The sequence below is a fragment of the Pseudoblastomonas marina genome (genome assembly GCF_014641655.1).
Taxonomy (GTDB): Bacteria; Pseudomonadota; Alphaproteobacteria; order Sphingomonadales; family Sphingomonadaceae; genus Alteriqipengyuania_A; species Alteriqipengyuania_A marina.
In genome coordinates this window covers 1-14,117 of sequence record NZ_BMID01000001.1, presented here as the reverse complement: position 1 = coordinate 14,117, position 14,117 = coordinate 1, and the positions used below count along the sequence as shown (strand labels likewise).

Annotated in this window: 17 protein-coding genes; 2 read left to right on the top strand and 15 right to left on the bottom strand. The window is 65.9% G+C overall.

All coding sequences use genetic code 11. The features are described 5' to 3' along the window. The 15 genes from fliR to IEW49_RS00015 are packed head-to-tail and all read right to left on the bottom strand — an operon-like array spanning position 1 to position 12,659. Positions 1–780 carry a flagellar biosynthetic protein FliR gene (fliR, locus tag IEW49_RS00085; RefSeq protein WP_188640767.1) on the bottom strand — a complete coding sequence of 260 codons (780 nt, stop codon included), beginning with the start codon at positions 778–780 and terminating at the stop codon, positions 1–3. Then, positions 777–1,049, bottom strand: a complete 273-nt coding sequence (locus IEW49_RS00080; RefSeq protein WP_188640766.1) for a flagellar biosynthetic protein FliQ — start codon at positions 1,047–1,049, stop codon at positions 777–779. Before IEW49_RS00080 ends, fliR begins: the two co-directional genes overlap by 4 nt. A gap of 10 nt (positions 1,050–1,059) precedes the next feature. Further along, positions 1,060–1,788: a flagellar type III secretion system pore protein FliP gene (gene fliP / locus IEW49_RS00075; protein ID WP_229658200.1), complete on the bottom strand. Its 729-nt coding sequence runs from the start codon at positions 1,786–1,788 to the stop codon at positions 1,060–1,062. 59 nt (positions 1,789–1,847) lie between these two features. Then, entirely contained in the window at positions 1,848–2,252 is a 405-nt protein-coding gene (locus tag IEW49_RS00070) for a FliO/MopB family protein (RefSeq protein WP_188640765.1), read from the bottom strand. Continuing rightward, the gene (gene fliN, locus IEW49_RS00065; RefSeq protein ID WP_188643015.1) at positions 2,252–2,617 is read right to left on the bottom strand and encodes a flagellar motor switch protein FliN; all 366 of its coding nucleotides are present in this window, start codon (positions 2,615–2,617) and stop codon (positions 2,252–2,254) included. The genes IEW49_RS00070 and fliN overlap by 1 nt, the downstream gene beginning before the upstream one ends. Positions 2,618–2,622: 5 nt before the next feature. Continuing rightward, positions 2,623–3,591 (bottom strand): FliM/FliN family flagellar motor switch protein, encoded by a 969-nt coding sequence (locus tag IEW49_RS00060; RefSeq protein ID WP_188640764.1) that lies wholly within the window; start codon positions 3,589–3,591, stop codon positions 2,623–2,625. 4 nt (positions 3,592–3,595) lie between these two features. Beyond that, entirely contained in the window at positions 3,596–4,156 is a 561-nt protein-coding gene (locus tag IEW49_RS00055) for a flagellar basal body-associated FliL family protein (RefSeq protein WP_188640763.1), read from the bottom strand. Positions 4,157–4,183: 27 nt separating this feature from the next. After that, positions 4,184–5,809 carry a flagellar hook-length control protein FliK gene (locus IEW49_RS00050; protein ID WP_188640762.1) on the bottom strand — a complete coding sequence of 542 codons (1,626 nt, stop codon included), beginning with the start codon at positions 5,807–5,809 and terminating at the stop codon, positions 4,184–4,186. Continuing rightward, the gene (locus tag IEW49_RS00045; RefSeq protein WP_188640761.1) at positions 5,806–6,237 is read right to left on the bottom strand and encodes a hypothetical protein; all 432 of its coding nucleotides are present in this window, start codon (positions 6,235–6,237) and stop codon (positions 5,806–5,808) included. Before IEW49_RS00045 ends, IEW49_RS00050 begins: the two co-directional genes overlap by 4 nt. Then, positions 6,234–7,571: a FliI/YscN family ATPase gene (locus IEW49_RS00040; RefSeq protein WP_188640760.1), complete on the bottom strand. Its 1,338-nt coding sequence runs from the start codon at positions 7,569–7,571 to the stop codon at positions 6,234–6,236. Before IEW49_RS00040 ends, IEW49_RS00045 begins: the two co-directional genes overlap by 4 nt. Continuing rightward, on the bottom strand, positions 7,568–8,200 hold the full coding sequence (locus IEW49_RS00035) for a FliH/SctL family protein (protein WP_188640759.1): 633 nt from the start codon (positions 8,198–8,200) through the stop codon (positions 7,568–7,570). Before IEW49_RS00035 ends, IEW49_RS00040 begins: the two co-directional genes overlap by 4 nt. Then, positions 8,187–9,242 carry a flagellar motor switch protein FliG gene (fliG, locus tag IEW49_RS00030; protein ID WP_188640758.1) on the bottom strand — a complete coding sequence of 352 codons (1,056 nt, stop codon included), beginning with the start codon at positions 9,240–9,242 and terminating at the stop codon, positions 8,187–8,189. Before fliG ends, IEW49_RS00035 begins: the two co-directional genes overlap by 14 nt. Then, complete coding sequence (fliF, locus tag IEW49_RS00025) at positions 9,235–10,968, bottom strand: flagellar basal-body MS-ring/collar protein FliF (RefSeq protein WP_188640757.1); 1,734 nt, start codon at positions 10,966–10,968, stop codon at positions 9,235–9,237. The genes fliG and fliF overlap by 8 nt, the downstream gene beginning before the upstream one ends. 1 nt (position 10,969) lies before the next feature. Continuing rightward, the gene (gene fliE, locus IEW49_RS00020) at positions 10,970–11,332 is read right to left on the bottom strand and encodes a flagellar hook-basal body complex protein FliE (protein ID WP_188640756.1); all 363 of its coding nucleotides are present in this window, start codon (positions 11,330–11,332) and stop codon (positions 10,970–10,972) included. Positions 11,333–11,345: 13 nt separating this feature from the next. Beyond that, complete coding sequence (locus IEW49_RS00015) at positions 11,346–12,659, bottom strand: sigma-54 interaction domain-containing protein (protein WP_229658006.1); 1,314 nt, start codon at positions 12,657–12,659, stop codon at positions 11,346–11,348. A gap of 296 nt (positions 12,660–12,955) precedes the next feature. Here IEW49_RS00015 and IEW49_RS00010 point away from each other — a divergent pair, with 296 nt between their 5' ends. Together IEW49_RS00010 and IEW49_RS00005 are read left to right on the top strand one after the other, a co-directional pair. Beyond that, positions 12,956–13,783 (top strand): flagellin N-terminal helical domain-containing protein, encoded by an 828-nt coding sequence (locus tag IEW49_RS00010; protein WP_188640755.1) that lies wholly within the window; start codon positions 12,956–12,958, stop codon positions 13,781–13,783. Between the two features lie 197 nt (positions 13,784–13,980). Further along, a partial coding sequence (locus IEW49_RS00005) for a flagellin N-terminal helical domain-containing protein (protein ID WP_444542139.1) occupies positions 13,981–14,117 on the top strand: 137 nt, incomplete at its 3' end.

Genomic DNA, 14,117 nt, shown 5'->3' with positions numbered 1-14,117 from the left:
CTAGCCTCCCGCCATCGTGCGCGACTGCATCAGGCCGTCGCCCATCGCCTGCATGATGGTTTCGGCCATGATCGGCGTCGCGATGGCGAGCAGGACGAGGCCGGCGAGCAGCGCGACCGGCAGGCCGACCGCGAACAGGTTCATCGCCGGGGCCGAGCGCGCGAGCATCGCCATCACCACCTGGATCAGGATCAGCGCCGAGCCGACCGGGAGTGCGATCAGCAGCCCCATGCCGAACAGCGATCCGCCGAACTGGACGAGGCTCTCGATCGAGGCGAAGCTCATGAAGGCGTTGCCGGGCGGCAGCGTCGAATAGCTGTCGACGATGATCGCGATCAGCATCAGGTGCCCGTCCATCGCAAGCAACAGCAGCGTCGCCGCGATCGAGAGGAACTGGCCAAGCACCGGGGTGCTGGTGCCCGATTGCGGATCGTTCAACGAAGCGAAGCCGAGACCCATCGCGTTGCTCAGCGTCTCGCCCGCGATGAAGGCGGCGGAGAACCCGATCTGCAGTGCGAAGCCCATCGCGGCACCGACGAGCACCTCGCCGAGCACGAACAATAGGCCCGAAAAACTGACCATGGTTTCGGGCGGCATCGTGACCCCGCCGAGGCCGGTCGCCGCGACCGCGATCATCAGCGCGAGGATGATACGCAACGGCAACGGCACCTGCGACGCGCCGAAGATCGGCGCGACCATAAGGGCCGCGCCCGGGCGGATCATCGCCATGGCATATTGCCACAGCTGATCTTCCGCGCCTGCGAGACCCGGTGCGATCATGCCAGCAATTCCGGGATCCGGTTGTACATCTCGATCGTGAAATCGGAGATCAGGTAGAGGATCGACCCGCCGAACAGCGCCAGCATGATCGCGACCACGATCAGCTTGGGCACGAAGCTCAGCGTCGCCTCGTTGATCGAGGTCGCGGCCTGCACCATGCCGAGCAGGATGCCGACAGCGAGCGCCGGGATGAGGAGCGGCGCGGCCGCCATCGCGGTGACCCACAGCGTCTGCTGGGCGATGCCGATGAAGAAATCCGTCTGTTCCATGTCCCGCCCCCTACGTCACGAACGATCCGGCGAGAGACCCCATGGTCAGGGCCCAGCCATCGACCAGCACGAACAGCAAGAGCTTGAACGGCATCGAGATAATGGTGGGAGACAGCATCATCATACCCAGCGCCATCAGCGTCGAGGCGACGACGAGGTCGATGATGAGAAACGGCAGGAAGATCATGAAGCCGATCTGGAAGGCGGTCTTCAGCTCGCTGGTGACGAAGGCCGGGAGCAGCACCGAGAACGGGATGTCCTGCGGGGTGGCGACCGGCGGTTCGTCGCCAAGATCCATGAACAGCTTGAGGTCGTTCTGGCGGGTCTGCTTGACCATGAAGGCGTGGAACACGTCGCCCGACACTTCGATCGCCTGTTCGAGCGCGATCTCGTCATTGCCGTAGGGTTCGATCGCGTTGGCGTTGATCTGCTCGATCGAGGGCGCCATCACGAAGATCGAGAGGAACAGTGAAAGCCCGATCAGCACCTGGTTGGGCGGGGTCTGCTGGAGACCGAGCGCCTGGCGCAGGATCGAAAGGACGATGATAATCCGGGTGAAGCTGGTCATCATCAGGACCAGCGACGGCAGGATGGTCAGCAGCCCCATCAGGATGAGGATCTGCAGCGACAGCGTCAGCGGCGCGCCATCGCCCGAAACATCATCGAGCGCGCGGGTCAGTGCTTCGGAGGCACCCGGAGTCTGCGCGGCGAGCTCGGTCGGGGCGAACACCACGAGCATCGCGACGAGCAGCATTCCGATCCGGCGCCAGCCGGCGGATTTCAGGTCGAGAAGGCCGATCACTGGTCGCGCGTCCGCATTTGACGCAGCGTTTCGGGAGCGTTGAGCGCGCGGTCGAGCGCGGCGCGGAAGCCCTTGGCCTTGGCCGGCAGGTCGACGGTGGGATCCCCGCCGCCATCGCGGTCGAGTTCGTCGACGAGGTCGGCGTCGTCGGGGCGGTCCTGCGTCGAGAGACATTCGATCCGACCACGCACGGCCGAAACGAGAAGACGCTGCTCCCCGAAATCGATCACGGCGAGCTTGCCGGACGATCCGAGAGACAGCGTCTCCACGAGGCGCAGGTTCCGCTGGCGCGTCGCGCCTGCGAAGCCCGGCTGGTATTTACGATATACCCATAGCGATCCGACGATCATGGCCGCCATCAGCGGCAGCATGATCACCAGCTTCAGGATATAGTAGGTCACTAAGCACGCCTTTCGACTTTCGTTCCGGCGACCTGGTTGGAGATGACTTCCGCCACGCGGATGCCGAACCGGCCGTCGATGGTTACGACCTCTCCCCTTGCAACGAGCGTGCCATTTACGTTGATGTCGAGAAGATCGGTTGCCTGGCGCCCCAGCTCGACCACCGAACCCTCTTCCAGGTCCATGATTTCGCTGAGTTTCAGCGACACCGCGCCGACTTCGACCGAGAGCCTGACCGGGATATCGGCGAGGAAGCGGTAATGGTTTGCCGTTTCGTCGGCAAAGCCGGTACCGGGCTGGCAAGAAATTGCCGCATTGGTTTCGGCGGCCTTTGCCGCATCGGCGAGGCCGGCGGCCTGGGTCATGTCGGTCACGAGATTTTTCCCTGTTCGAAGTGGTCGATGCGGAATGCGGCCATACCGTTCTGTTCGCCGATATTGCCGCGCGCGAATGGGCGATCGCCGATGAGCAACTGGAGGTTGCGGACGTTCGGGATCGAGATGATGTCGCCTTCCTTGAGGTTGGCGAGCTGGTTCATGGTCATGCTCGGGCGCGCCATCACGGAACGCACCGGCAGGTAGGTCTCGGCGATCGCCAGGCCCATCGCCTGTCGCCAGGCCGGATCGGCGGACGAGGTTTCCTCGGGCTTCGCCGTGGTGCAGAATTCACGTCCCGACTGGATCATCTCGACCGGGTAGACGCATTCGATCGTGAACTTGACGCCGCCCGGATAGGCGAGCGTGAACGGCTGGAGAAGAAGCGGTGCATCGCCCTTGGCGATCCTCGCCTCTTCCTCGTCGTCGGTAAAACCGGCCGCGACGCAACGGAACGGGCCGATCTGCGACCAGGCCGCACCGATCTCCGGCGCAGTGTTCTGGGCGATCCGGTGCATCAGGCGCAAATCGCTCGAAGAAAAGTTCGACTTGGTCGACTTGCCGCGCGAGATCGAGCCGCCGAAGAAGGCATCGACCAGCGCCGCGATCAGGTCCTGCGGCAGGAGCATCGCCATCCGCCCCTTCATCGGGGGGAGCTGGTAGAAGGCGAACCCGGTCGGGCCCTTGCGCTTCGCGGCCCATGCGTCGTGCTCGACGACCTGCGGCTCCTGGGCTTCGACCGTCAGGCGCTCTTCCGCGAGCGGCTGGAAGCTCTGCCGCAGCGACTGGCACAGCAGCTTGCCCATCCGCCGGGCGATCGGCAGCACGTCCGCCTCGCCGGTCGCACGCCGCGGGAAGCTGTGGGCAAACTGCTCCATTTCGACCGCCTTGTCGGCAGCCGGCTTCTTCGCGACGCCCTTGGCGGGCTTGGCCGTCTTGGCCGGTTTGGCAGTCTTCGTCGCCATCGACTTACTGCAGCACCAGCTTGGTGAAATAGATCGAGTCGATCCCGCCGAAGCCGGTTTTCTCGACCAGAACCTGGTTGATGCTGTTACGCAGGCGCTGGGCAAGTTCCTTCTTGCCGGCACCGGTTTCGAGTTCCTGTCCGTTGCTTTCGGCCAGTTCCATCACGATCGAATCGCGGATCGCGAAATCATGCTCGGTCAAAGCGGCGACGACACGTTCGTCATAGAAGGTCGATACCGCAATCTCGGCCTGGGCAAAACCGCTGCCGCCGCGCAGGTTGCTGGTGAAGCTGCCTTCGATCGGGTGGTAGGTAACCTGGTACTTGGCCTTGTCCTTCAAATTGCCGGTCCCGTCGCCCGGAGGGGCATCGATCTGCGAACCGTCCTTGAGGACGAGCTTGGGATGATCGGGTTTTTCCTCGGCAGCATCGCCGCCGAAGGCGCCCGCGTAATAGAAGCCTCCGGCGCCGCCGGCACCGCCGATCAGGACGAGCCCGATCGTGGCGATCAGCACCTTCTTCATCTTGCCGCCCTTCTTCTTGGGCGTGGTTTCTGCATCCGACATGGTCAAACTCCGGTCAATCGGGTGTTATCAAGCGTAAAGGACATTGCCGGCTTCTTCGCCGCCCGGTGCCGAACGCAGTTCGGCGGCGTCGGGAGCGGTGGAGGCCGTGTCATGATTGGTGGCCGGGCCGGGGCGGCGCCCATCGGTATCGGCCTGCGAATTCGTATGTGCGTTGGCCTGGGCGTTGCCCTGCGCGTCGGCACCGCTGTCACGCAGCGCGACGTCGATCCCGGCCAACCTCGCGCCGGCTTGGCGCAGTTCCTGCTCGATCCGGCCCTGGGCCTGCGCAACTGCCTGCCGCACGGCTTCGCTTTCAACCGTGATCTGGAGGCGATCGGACAAGCCCGACGAATCCATCTCGATCTCGATCGGTCCGAGGTGATCGGGGGTGACCTGCAGGCGGAGCATGCCATCCTTCAGCGTCGCGTTGCCCATCGCCGCACCGACCATGGCACCGAGCCGATCGGAGAAGCGCTGGTCGAGCGGAAGCGTCTGGGTGTTATCGGACCGCGTGCCGGTCTCGAGCGAAGCCGGGTCGGCATTCGTGCCGGCGGCGTGCTGCGCGACCAAAGGCGTGGCATGGCCGGCCCGGACATCGACGACCGAAGTCGCAACCTGCCGCTGGAACGGAGTGTCCTCGACCGTCCCGGGCTCCATCCCGGTGAGGTCGAGTTCGCGGCCTGCATCGGGCGCATCGATCCGCGCCGTGCTGCGCAACGTGGCACTGCCGCCGCGAATGCGCGAGGTCGCGAAATCATCGTTTTGCCGCATCGCTCTGCCGACCCGCGGGTCGGAGACCGAGGCCGCGACAAGCGGCTGATCGGGAGAGGGCGCGGTAGCTGCTGCAGGTTTGTCGCCATACGACGCTGCCTCCGCCGCCGCGTTGGCGACGGCGGTCGACGCGGCGCGGAAGCGCGCCAGGTCCGGAGCGGGCTGGCGCGCATGGGCGCCGGGGCCCTGCACCTGGTCGAGGCGCGGCTCGATATCGGCTGCCGCCGTCTCGGGCTGGCGCCCCGAAGCGGTGCGATCGACGTCAGCCGCGACGGTCTGGACTGGTGCGCGCTCGGTCCCGGCTGTGCGCACGCGGCGAAGCAGCGCGGCCACGTCGCCGTCGGGATCGGCGAGAACTTCTTCGGGCGCGACGGCATTCGCCGCAAGCTGGCCTGCGGGTCGCTCGTCGCCGGTTTCGCCCGTCACCATGCCGGTCGCGGACGCGGACGCGGTAGTGATCGACGCAAGCGAAGCGGCCCGCGTGGGAATCTCTCCGGTGCCGATCACAACGAAATTGGTCGAAGGCGCTGTGTCGACGATCGGGGCGAGCAGCGCCAGCGTCGGCGCGAGTTCATCGGTGTCGACAAATTCTTCGGTCGCGCGATCGACGGATTCGCCCTCGGGCGCGGCGAAAGAGATGCGCTCCGGCAGCGCCTTCAGCTCGAGGGTCTCGAGCCCCGGGAATGCGGGCGCGGTTCCAGCGACCATACCGGCCATGCCGGCCATGCCGTCGAGCGCCGCGAGTTTCGCGGTCGAACTGGCCAGCTGGAGCCGGAAGTGAAGCGTTTCTCCGAACATGGGATGTCCCGAAGCAGGAACCGTGCCAGTTCCGGCGCGCGGCATGGATTCGCCGCCCGACAAACCGAGTTTCGCGATATTCATGCGTTATTCCCCTCCAATTGCCGCCGCCGGTGCTGCGGCTGGCTGGCGATCTTGCGGTCGAGATGCTGATCGAGCTCGCGCGCGGCGCGGTCTGTCAGGCGGTCGGCAATCTCGCGATCCTGGTAGGCGGCAATCCTTTGCCGCTCTGCCTGGGCAGTGCGTTGCCGGGCATGGTCGATCGCGCCGACCATGCTTTCGCTCGCCGACCGTAGCCGCTGCGCGAGTTCCATCTGGGCGTGCAGTGTCCGTCCGGTGCTGCACTGGGTGCCTGCGGCATGCATCGTGATCGCGAGCTCCTGCAATTTGCGTCGTTTTTCTTCGAGGCTGTCTTCGGCATGACGAGCCGACGAGATCTCGCCGGTCGCGATCGACAGCTGGGTATTCCGCATCGCGAGGATACGGCGTTTGTCGTTGAGCGCCTTTCTCATGCCGCACCGCCGAACGCTTGCTCGAGCTGGGCGGCGCTGTCGCCAAGGGAAACGGCGGTGCTGATGCCCTGGCGGATGAAGGCGAGCTGTTCGGCGCGGCGCTGGACGGCCTCGTCGATGTTCGGATCGCTGCCTTCGCGGTACGCGCCCATCAGCAGCAGGTCGCGATTGTCCTCGTAGGCCGACCACAAGCGGCGGAAATTGGCCTGGGCGGCGCGCTGGCCGTCATCGACGATGTCGGTCGCGACGCGGCTCAGCGACTTGCCGATGTCGATCGCGGGATAGACTCCCTGCTCGGCCAACTGGCGCGAGAGGATGATGTGGCCGTCGACGATCGCGCGGGCGGTATCGACCACCGGATCCTCCATGTCACCGCCATCGGCGAGCACGGTGTAGAGCGCGGTGATCGAGCCACCGCTGTTGCGGTCGTTGCCGGCACGCTCGACCAGCCGCGGAATCAGCGCGAGCGCGGAAGGCGGGTAGCCTTTCATGGTCGGCGGCTCGCCGAGGGCGAGGCCGATCTCGCGCTGCGCGTGGGCGATCCGGGTGAGGCTGTCGACGATCAGCAGGACGCGCTTGCCTTGTGCGCGGAAATATTCGGCGATCGCGGTCGCGCGGGAGGCGGCGCGCAGGCGCAACACCGGAGAATGGTCGGCGGGCACGGCGACCGTCACGGTCCGGCTGCGCATCGGTCCGTTGAGCCTCGTGTCGACGAAATCGCTGACCTCGCGACCGCGTTCACCGATCAGGCCGACCACCGCGACATCCACATCGGCATTGGCGATGATCTGGCCGATCAGCACCGACTTGCCGACGCCCGAGCCCGCCGCGATCGCGACGCGCTGGCCGTAGCCGGCAGTAAGCAGGGCGTTGATCGCGCGCACGCCGAGATCGATCGGCTGGGTCACGCGTCCGCGATTGAGGACATTGGTGCGCTTGCCCGCGAGCGGCCAGCGATCGCCGGTCACCACCGGCCCGCCGCCGTCGAGCGGTTCGCCCATCGGGCCGATCACGCGACCGAGCAGGCCTTCGCCGACATCGGCGAGGCTCGACTGCATGTCGGGTTCGACCCGGGCGCCGTTCTTCAACGCGCCATCGCTCTCGAGCGGGATCATCATCGCGCGCGAGCCGCGGAAACCCGCGATCTCGGCCTTGATCTTGCGGCCGTCGGCAGTGCGGATCGAGCCGCCAAAACCGAGCGGGTAATCGAAGCCGGTGACTTCCATCATGCCGGCATCGTGGGCGACGAGCTTTCCGATCCTGCGCGGCCCGGCGTCGACCGCGCCGACCCGGTCGATCAGCGATTCGACCGCGCGTTGCTGGGCGGCGATCATCGCGCGGCCTGCAGCGTTTCGATCATCGCGTCGAGCTCGTCGAGCATCGACTTCGTGCCCTGTTCGATCCAGCCGTCGTCATGCGCGAGCGACAGCGTGCCGCGGGTCAGCGAGGCATCGTCGCGCAGCACGACCCCGACCTGCGCATCGCCGAGCAGCGCGCGATCTTCGGGGTGGATGTGGAGCGAGGCGTTGGTGCATTCCTTGGCCGCGATCGCGGCGAGCGCGCGGCAATTGTCCTCGAGCTTCAGCGCATCGGGAATGGAGAACCCGGCGGTTTCCTCGATCAATCGGCGGACAGTGCGCAGCAGCGTTTCGGCCACCGCGTCGCCGGGCTGCGCCTTGAGGCTAGCGGCAGCGCGTTCGAGCTTGTCGGAAGCGGCCAGCAGGTCGGCATTGGCCTCGGTCATCGCCGCCTGTCCGTCGGCGAAGCCCTTCTGGTATATCTCCTGCAGCTCGTCCTCGCGGCACTTTCCGTCGGTCTGCGACTGCGCGGATTTCGACGCCTCGGCACGGCTCGCCGGGTCGAGCGTGCGGAACGGCTCGGATGCGGACTCCCACACCGGCCGGAACGCGCTCTGCGCGGCCTGTCCGGGGGTCTCGTGGCGCTGGAACTCAGAGATATTCATCGCTCGATCCGCCGATCACGATTTCGCCGTTGTCGGCCAGCTTGCGAGCATGCGCGACGACCTGCCTCTGCGCTTCGATTACATCGGCCATCGGAATCGGCCCGCGTTCCTCGATCTCGTCCTCGAGCGTCTGCGCGGCGCGGCTCGACATGCAGCCGAGGATGCGTTCGCGCAGCTGGTCGTCTGCGCCCTTGAGCGCCGGGACGAGCGAGTCGTTGTCGACACCGCGCATCACCGTGCCCAGGTCCTTGACTTCGAGCGTGACAAGATCGGCGAAGGTGAACATCTGGTCCTCGATCGCGCCGGCAATGCCCTTGTCGCGCTTGGCCAGCGACTTGATCACGCGCTTGCTCTGCTTCTTGCCGATCAGGTTCATGATCGCGGCGATTTCCGAGGCGCTGTTGCCGCCGGTTTCGACCGGGGCACTCGCCTGCGGGGCGTGGAAGGCGTTGAGCAGCTGTTCGATCGTCCCGATCGCGTCGGTGCTGACCTTGCCCAGTGTGGCGAGACGGTAGACGATATCGTCCTGCTCGCTCTCCGGCAGGAGCTTGAGCACCTCGGCGGCCGAATCCGAAGACAGGAAGGACAGCACCAGCGCGGCGATCTGGGGATGCTCGTCCTCGATCATCGCTACGATGTCCTTGGAGGCCATCCACTTGAGCGGTTCGAGGTTGGGCGCAGCCTTCTTTTTCGGTGCGGTACGGCTGACGATCGCCTCAGCGCGCTGTTCGCCCAGCGCGGCGGTGAGCATCGATTCGATCTGCAGGTCAGCCTTGTAGCCGACCGTGGTGCGGTGGCGCGCGCGATCGACGAAGCGGTCCAGCACGACGTTGATCTCTGGTGCACCGATATCGGCCACCGAATACATGACCTTGCTCAGTTGCTGAACCTCGTCGGGCTCGAGCCGCGAGAGGATCTGCGCCGCCTCATCTTCGGAGAACAGCAGGAGCAGGATCGCCGCCGCCTGTTCGTCGCCGATATTGGGCCTGGCGGGGGCCGCGTTGACGCCGTTATCGGCGGACTTTTCCATCACGTCAGCCATTGACCGGCTCCTTCGTGTTCTTGGCCGATTTCAGCAGGTCGCGGACGACCAGCGTGGCGTGTTCGGGGTTCTGCTTGACGAAGTTCTGGATCAGCAACGCGCGCTCCTGATAGCTGTGAGCGGAGGTGATCATGTCGAGCGTGACCGGCAGGTGGTCTTCGACCGGTTCCTGCGCGGCGGCGGGCAGCTGGCGGTTGGGCTGGCCGCCCGTCGCGATCGCCTCGGCCTTCATTTCCTTGCGCTTCTTGAGCAGCGGGCGGCCGATGAAGAAGATGATCGCTAGCGCCACGAGCAGCGCCGAGAGGTTGCGGGCCAGCAGCGAGACCCAGCTCGCTTCGTACCAGCTCTCTTCGACCGCGGTGGTCGGCTGGAACGCGCGCGAGGTCACCGCCACCTGGTCGCCGCGTGCTTCGTTGTAGCCGACCGCGCCTTTGATCAGGTTCTCGATCTGGGCGAGTTCGGCCGCGCTGCGCGGCTTGCCATCGGCACTGGCGGCAACGGCCACCGCGACCGAGAGGCGCGAGATATCGCCGCTGGCTTCGCGCACGACCGAGACCTGGCGGCCCAGTTCGAAACTACGCGCGACCTGCTCTTCGCGGATTTGCGGAGCGGTTTCGCCCTGCGCGGGATCGCCCATCTGGTCTTCCAGCGTGGTGTCGGCGGGGGCCTGGTTGGCAAGCGCCCCCGGGATACCCCCGGCGGCACCCTGGCCATCGGTTTCGGCCGACCAGCTGCGCTGTTCGCTGCGCACGCGGGTCTCGTCCTGCGGGAAGGATTCGCTGGTCGCCTGGCGCTGCGAGAAATCGAGCTCGGCCGAAACCTCGGCAGCAAAATTGCCGGCACCGAGCATCGGCGTCAGCAGCGCGGCGAGCGAGCGCCGGTAACGGTTCTCGATCTGCTCGCGGACGGCGAGTTGCTGCCCGGCTTCGCCGAGCGCACCGCCATTCGATTCCTGCGACAGGAGGTTGCCGTTCTGGTCGACCACCGAGACTCGGTCCGAAGCGAGGCCGGAGACCGAGCTGGCGACGAGGTGGGTGATTGCCTGGACCTGTTCGCTGCTGAGCGTTCGGCCCGAGGCGAGGTTGAGCACCACCGACGCGGCGGGTTCGTTCCGTTCGCGGATGAACACGCTGGGCGGATCGACGGCGAGGTGGACGCGCGCGGTATTGACCGCGTCCATTGCCTCGATCGAGCGGGCGAGATCGGCTTCGCGGGCACCGCGCAGCTTCTCGGTCTCGACCGCGCGGCTGGCGCCCATCGGCAGGCTGGAGATCATGCTATCGCCGTCGGGCGCGCTGCGCGGGAGACCCTGCGAGGCGAGCGCCATCCTGGCGGCGTGGTAATCGTCTTCACCAACCGTTAGGGCACCGGTGGCGCTGTCGAGCTGATAGGCGATGTTCGAAGTCTGCAGCGCAGCGGCGACCGCCGCCTTGTCGTCGTCGGGCAGGCCGCGGAACAGGTCACGCTGCGGCGGTTCCTGGAGCGCCAGCCAGGCGAAGCCGGCCAGCGCGACGACGCCGATCAGGCTGACCATCGGCAGCGAGCGCGCGACGGCTGGCTGGGCGAGGAAATCCTTCGCCCGCTGGAACAGGTTCGCGGCCGCATCGGAGGCGGCATTGGCACCCCCGCTGGTGCCGATCGGCTTGAGCCGCTGCGGAGTACGGGCCGCGAGGGCGGTCGAACCGCCATCGGAAGTGCCGGGCTGGGAAATGGTAAGGTCGCTCATATTACACCGGCATGTTCATGATGTTCTCGTAGGCCGAGAGCAGTTTGTTGCGGACTTGCAGCGTGGCTTCGAAACCGACCGAGGCCTTCTGCTTGGCAAGCATCACGGCAGCGATGTCGCTGGTCTCGCCGGCTTCGTAAGCAGCGGCGGCTTCGGAAGCGGCGGTCTGGGCCTGGTTCACCTGGCCGATCGCCTCGCGCATGGTGGTGGCGAAAGGCGCCTTGTCGTCGCCCCCGCCGATCGTCGGCGAGGAAGGGATCGCGCCGGGACCGCCGGCGGGCTTGTCGGCGACGTTCTGCAGCGTCTTGTTCTGCTGCAGGATCGCGTTGCGGGCGGCGAGCAGGTTGCTGGTGATCGATTCCATGGATCAGTCTCCCTCAGGCGGCTTCGGCGAGTTCGCGCATATCGGCGAGGCGATAGCGGAGCGTGCGTTCGGAGATGCCGAGCATCTCGGCGGCGCGGCGACGGTTGCCACCGGTTTCCTCGAGCGCGCATTCGATCGCCTCGAATTCGGCGGCACGCGCGCTGCTCTGCAGGTCGCGGCCACGCACGATGCGGCGCGTTCCCGCCGCCGGGATCGGGTCGGGGCGCGGGCCGGTCGCTGCGGGCTTGGCGGTTTTCGGCGCAGGCGATGCAGCTCGGGCCGAGAGACCGAGGTCCTCGACCCCGATCATGTTGCCGTCGCGCAGCACGATCGCGCGCTGGATCATGTTGCACAATTCGCGGACATTGCCGGGGAAGTCGTGGTCCATCAGGCGGGTCAGCGCCTTGGCCTCGATCCAGGCGAAATCGCTCTGGCCTTCCTGCAGGCCGATCAGCACCGCGGCGGCGATCGCGCGGACGTCCTGGCGGCGCGCGGACAGGCGCTCGATCTCGATCGCCATCACGTTGAGGCGCCAATAGAGGTCTTCGCGGAAGCGCCCCTCGGCCACTTCGCTGCGGAAATCGCGGTTGGCGGCGGCGACGATGCGCACGTCGACCTTGACCGGCATGGTTTCGCCCACGGGAAGGATTTCGCCTTCCTGCAGCGCGCGGAGCAGCTTGCTCTGCAGTTCGAGCGGGAGCTCGGTGATCTCGTCGAGGAACAGCGTGCCGCCGTCGGCGGCGCGGAACAGGCCCTCGCTCTCGTTGGAGGCGCCGGTGAAGGCACCCTTGCGGTGGCCGAACAGCATCGCCTCGACCATCGTCGCGGGCAGCGCCGCGCAATTGACCGCGACGAACGGCTTGTCGGCGCGGACGCTCTGCGTGTGGACGAAGCGCGCCATGCCTTCCTTGCCGACGCCGGTATCGCCCTGGATCAGGACCGAGGCATTGCTCCCTGCGACCCGCGCGGCGAAGCGCATCAGGTCGGCGCTCTTCGGTTCGCCGACGGCAGGACCGGCACCGCGCGCGGTTTCGGCGATCAGCGCGTGACCCAGAACCATGTCGTCCTGGCCGAACGCGATGCGGACCGGCTGGCCGTTGGTCGCGGGGCGATATTCGGGCGGACCGTCGCGGAAGTCGATCACGATGTCGCGATGCGAGGCGTCCGCCATTTCGGCGTCGGTGAGGATGCGGACCGGCCGCGTGCGCGGCGAGGCCTCCGAAGTGCCCACCGGCGCGGTCTCGATCAGGACCCCGTTGAGATGGGCCTCGAGCGAAGGCAGCATTGCCTTGGCGCCGGTGCTGATTTCGGTCTTGGCATTCTTCATTCGAATTCCCCTGTCGGCTCCAATCGTGGAAGCGAGCAGGGGGAATTATGCATGCACCGTGCCAAACCGGTCGAACGGCAAAAATCAGCCGCTTTTTGCCACCCCTATAAAGATAAGCATTGCCGGTTCCGTCAACGGACCGTCGAGCGAGCGTCAATATTCTGACGCTTTCAAAAAATTCGATTTTTCTTGGCGGCGGGATTTAATCGATCCGGCAAGCGACCGTTACCCATTCCGAACCGGGCAGCAGTCCGGATCACCTTCGAGACTACGAATACTGGAATAGGGGAAATCACATGACTGTTATCGGAACCAATATCTCCGCGATGCGCGCTTCGTCCGCTTCGACCAGCGCCGAAATGGGCCTGTCCCAGGCGATCGAACGCCTGTCGACCGGCAAGCGCATCAACTCGGCCAGCGACGATGCCGCCGGCCTCGCCATCGCCACCCGCATGACTTCGGAAGTGCGCGGCCTGAGCATGGCCAGCCGCAACGCCAATGACGGCATCAGCCTGGCCCAGACCGCCGAAGGCGGCATGAACGAAATCACCAACATGCTGCAGCGGATGCGCGAACTGGCCGTCCAGGCCGCGAACGGCACGCTCAGCGATGGCGACCGCGACAACCTGCAAGTCGAATTCACCGCGATGGTCTCGCAGATCGACGACGTCGCCAACCGCACCAACTTCAACGGCGTCAACGTGCTCAACGCCGCCGGTACGCTCAACATCCAGACGGGGTCGTCGGCTGGTGAAGTGGTGACGATCTCGACCTACGACGTCACCGCCGCCACGCTCGGCGTCAACGCCCTCGTCATCGGCGACAGCGCCACGCCGGGCAATGTCGATACCGATGCCGCGCTGACCGCGATCGATACCGCGCTGACCACGGTCACGACCGCGCAGGCCAATCTCGGTGCCTCGCAGAACCGCCTCGAAGCGACCGTTTCGAGCCTGACCAACCGGATTACGAACCTGTCGGAAAGCCGCAGCCGCATCCAGGACGCCGACTTCTCGGCCGAATCGATGAACCTCGCGAAATTCCAGGTCCTGAGCCAGGCATCGACCGCGATGCTCGCCCAGGCCAACCAGAGCCAGCAGGGTGTGCTCAAGCTCATCAGCTGATCCGATCCCCCGGTCGGCGCCTGCCGCCGACCATCTCGAAGGGCGCCCACCGGAATACCGGTGGGCGCTTTTCCTGCATCCGCAAGAAATATTTAATGAAATCAAATATTTCGTTTAAGTCGTCAGCGCTGGTGCCGTTAGTCTTATCGTAGCCGCTGGAAGTTCCATGCTGCCTCTAGACCGAAGAAGGAAACGACATGACTGTTATCGGAACCAACATTTCCGCGATGCGGGCCTCGACGGCCTCCTCGCGGGCAGAAATGGGCCTGTCCCAGGCGATCGAACGCCTGTCGACCGGCAAGCGCATCAACTCGGCCAGCGACGATGCCGCCGG

Bases quoted from the DNA above. Each gene is read 5' to 3' on its own strand.
- fliR (WP_188640767.1), bottom strand. From the start codon at position 780: ATGATCGCACCGGGTCTCGCAGGCGCGGAAGATCAGCTGTGGCAATAT.
- IEW49_RS00080 (WP_188640766.1), bottom strand. From the start codon at position 1,049: ATGGAACAGACGGATTTCTTCATCGGCATCGCCCAGCAGACGCTGTGG.
- fliP (WP_229658200.1), bottom strand. From the start codon at position 1,788: ATGCTCGTGGTGTTCGCCCCGACCGAGCTCGCCGCGCAGACTCCGGGT.
- fliN (WP_188643015.1), bottom strand. From the start codon at position 2,617: ATGACCCAGGCCGCCGGCCTCGCCGATGCGGCAAAGGCCGCCGAAACC.
- IEW49_RS00060 (WP_188640764.1), bottom strand. From the start codon at position 3,591: ATGGCGACGAAGACTGCCAAACCGGCCAAGACGGCCAAGCCCGCCAAG.
- IEW49_RS00055 (WP_188640763.1), bottom strand. From the start codon at position 4,156: ATGTCGGATGCAGAAACCACGCCCAAGAAGAAGGGCGGCAAGATGAAG.
- IEW49_RS00050 (WP_188640762.1), bottom strand. From the start codon at position 5,809: ATGAATATCGCGAAACTCGGTTTGTCGGGCGGCGAATCCATGCCGCGC.
- IEW49_RS00045 (WP_188640761.1), bottom strand. From the start codon at position 6,237: ATGAGAAAGGCGCTCAACGACAAACGCCGTATCCTCGCGATGCGGAAT.
- IEW49_RS00040 (WP_188640760.1), bottom strand. From the start codon at position 7,571: ATGATCGCCGCCCAGCAACGCGCGGTCGAATCGCTGATCGACCGGGTC.
- IEW49_RS00035 (WP_188640759.1), bottom strand. From the start codon at position 8,200: ATGAATATCTCTGAGTTCCAGCGCCACGAGACCCCCGGACAGGCCGCG.
- fliG (WP_188640758.1), bottom strand. From the start codon at position 9,242: ATGGCTGACGTGATGGAAAAGTCCGCCGATAACGGCGTCAACGCGGCC.
- fliF (WP_188640757.1), bottom strand. From the start codon at position 10,968: ATGAGCGACCTTACCATTTCCCAGCCCGGCACTTCCGATGGCGGTTCG.
- fliE (WP_188640756.1), bottom strand. From the start codon at position 11,332: ATGGAATCGATCACCAGCAACCTGCTCGCCGCCCGCAACGCGATCCTG.
- IEW49_RS00015 (WP_229658006.1), bottom strand. From the start codon at position 12,659: ATGAAGAATGCCAAGACCGAAATCAGCACCGGCGCCAAGGCAATGCTG.
- IEW49_RS00010 (WP_188640755.1), top strand. From the start codon at position 12,956: ATGACTGTTATCGGAACCAATATCTCCGCGATGCGCGCTTCGTCCGCT.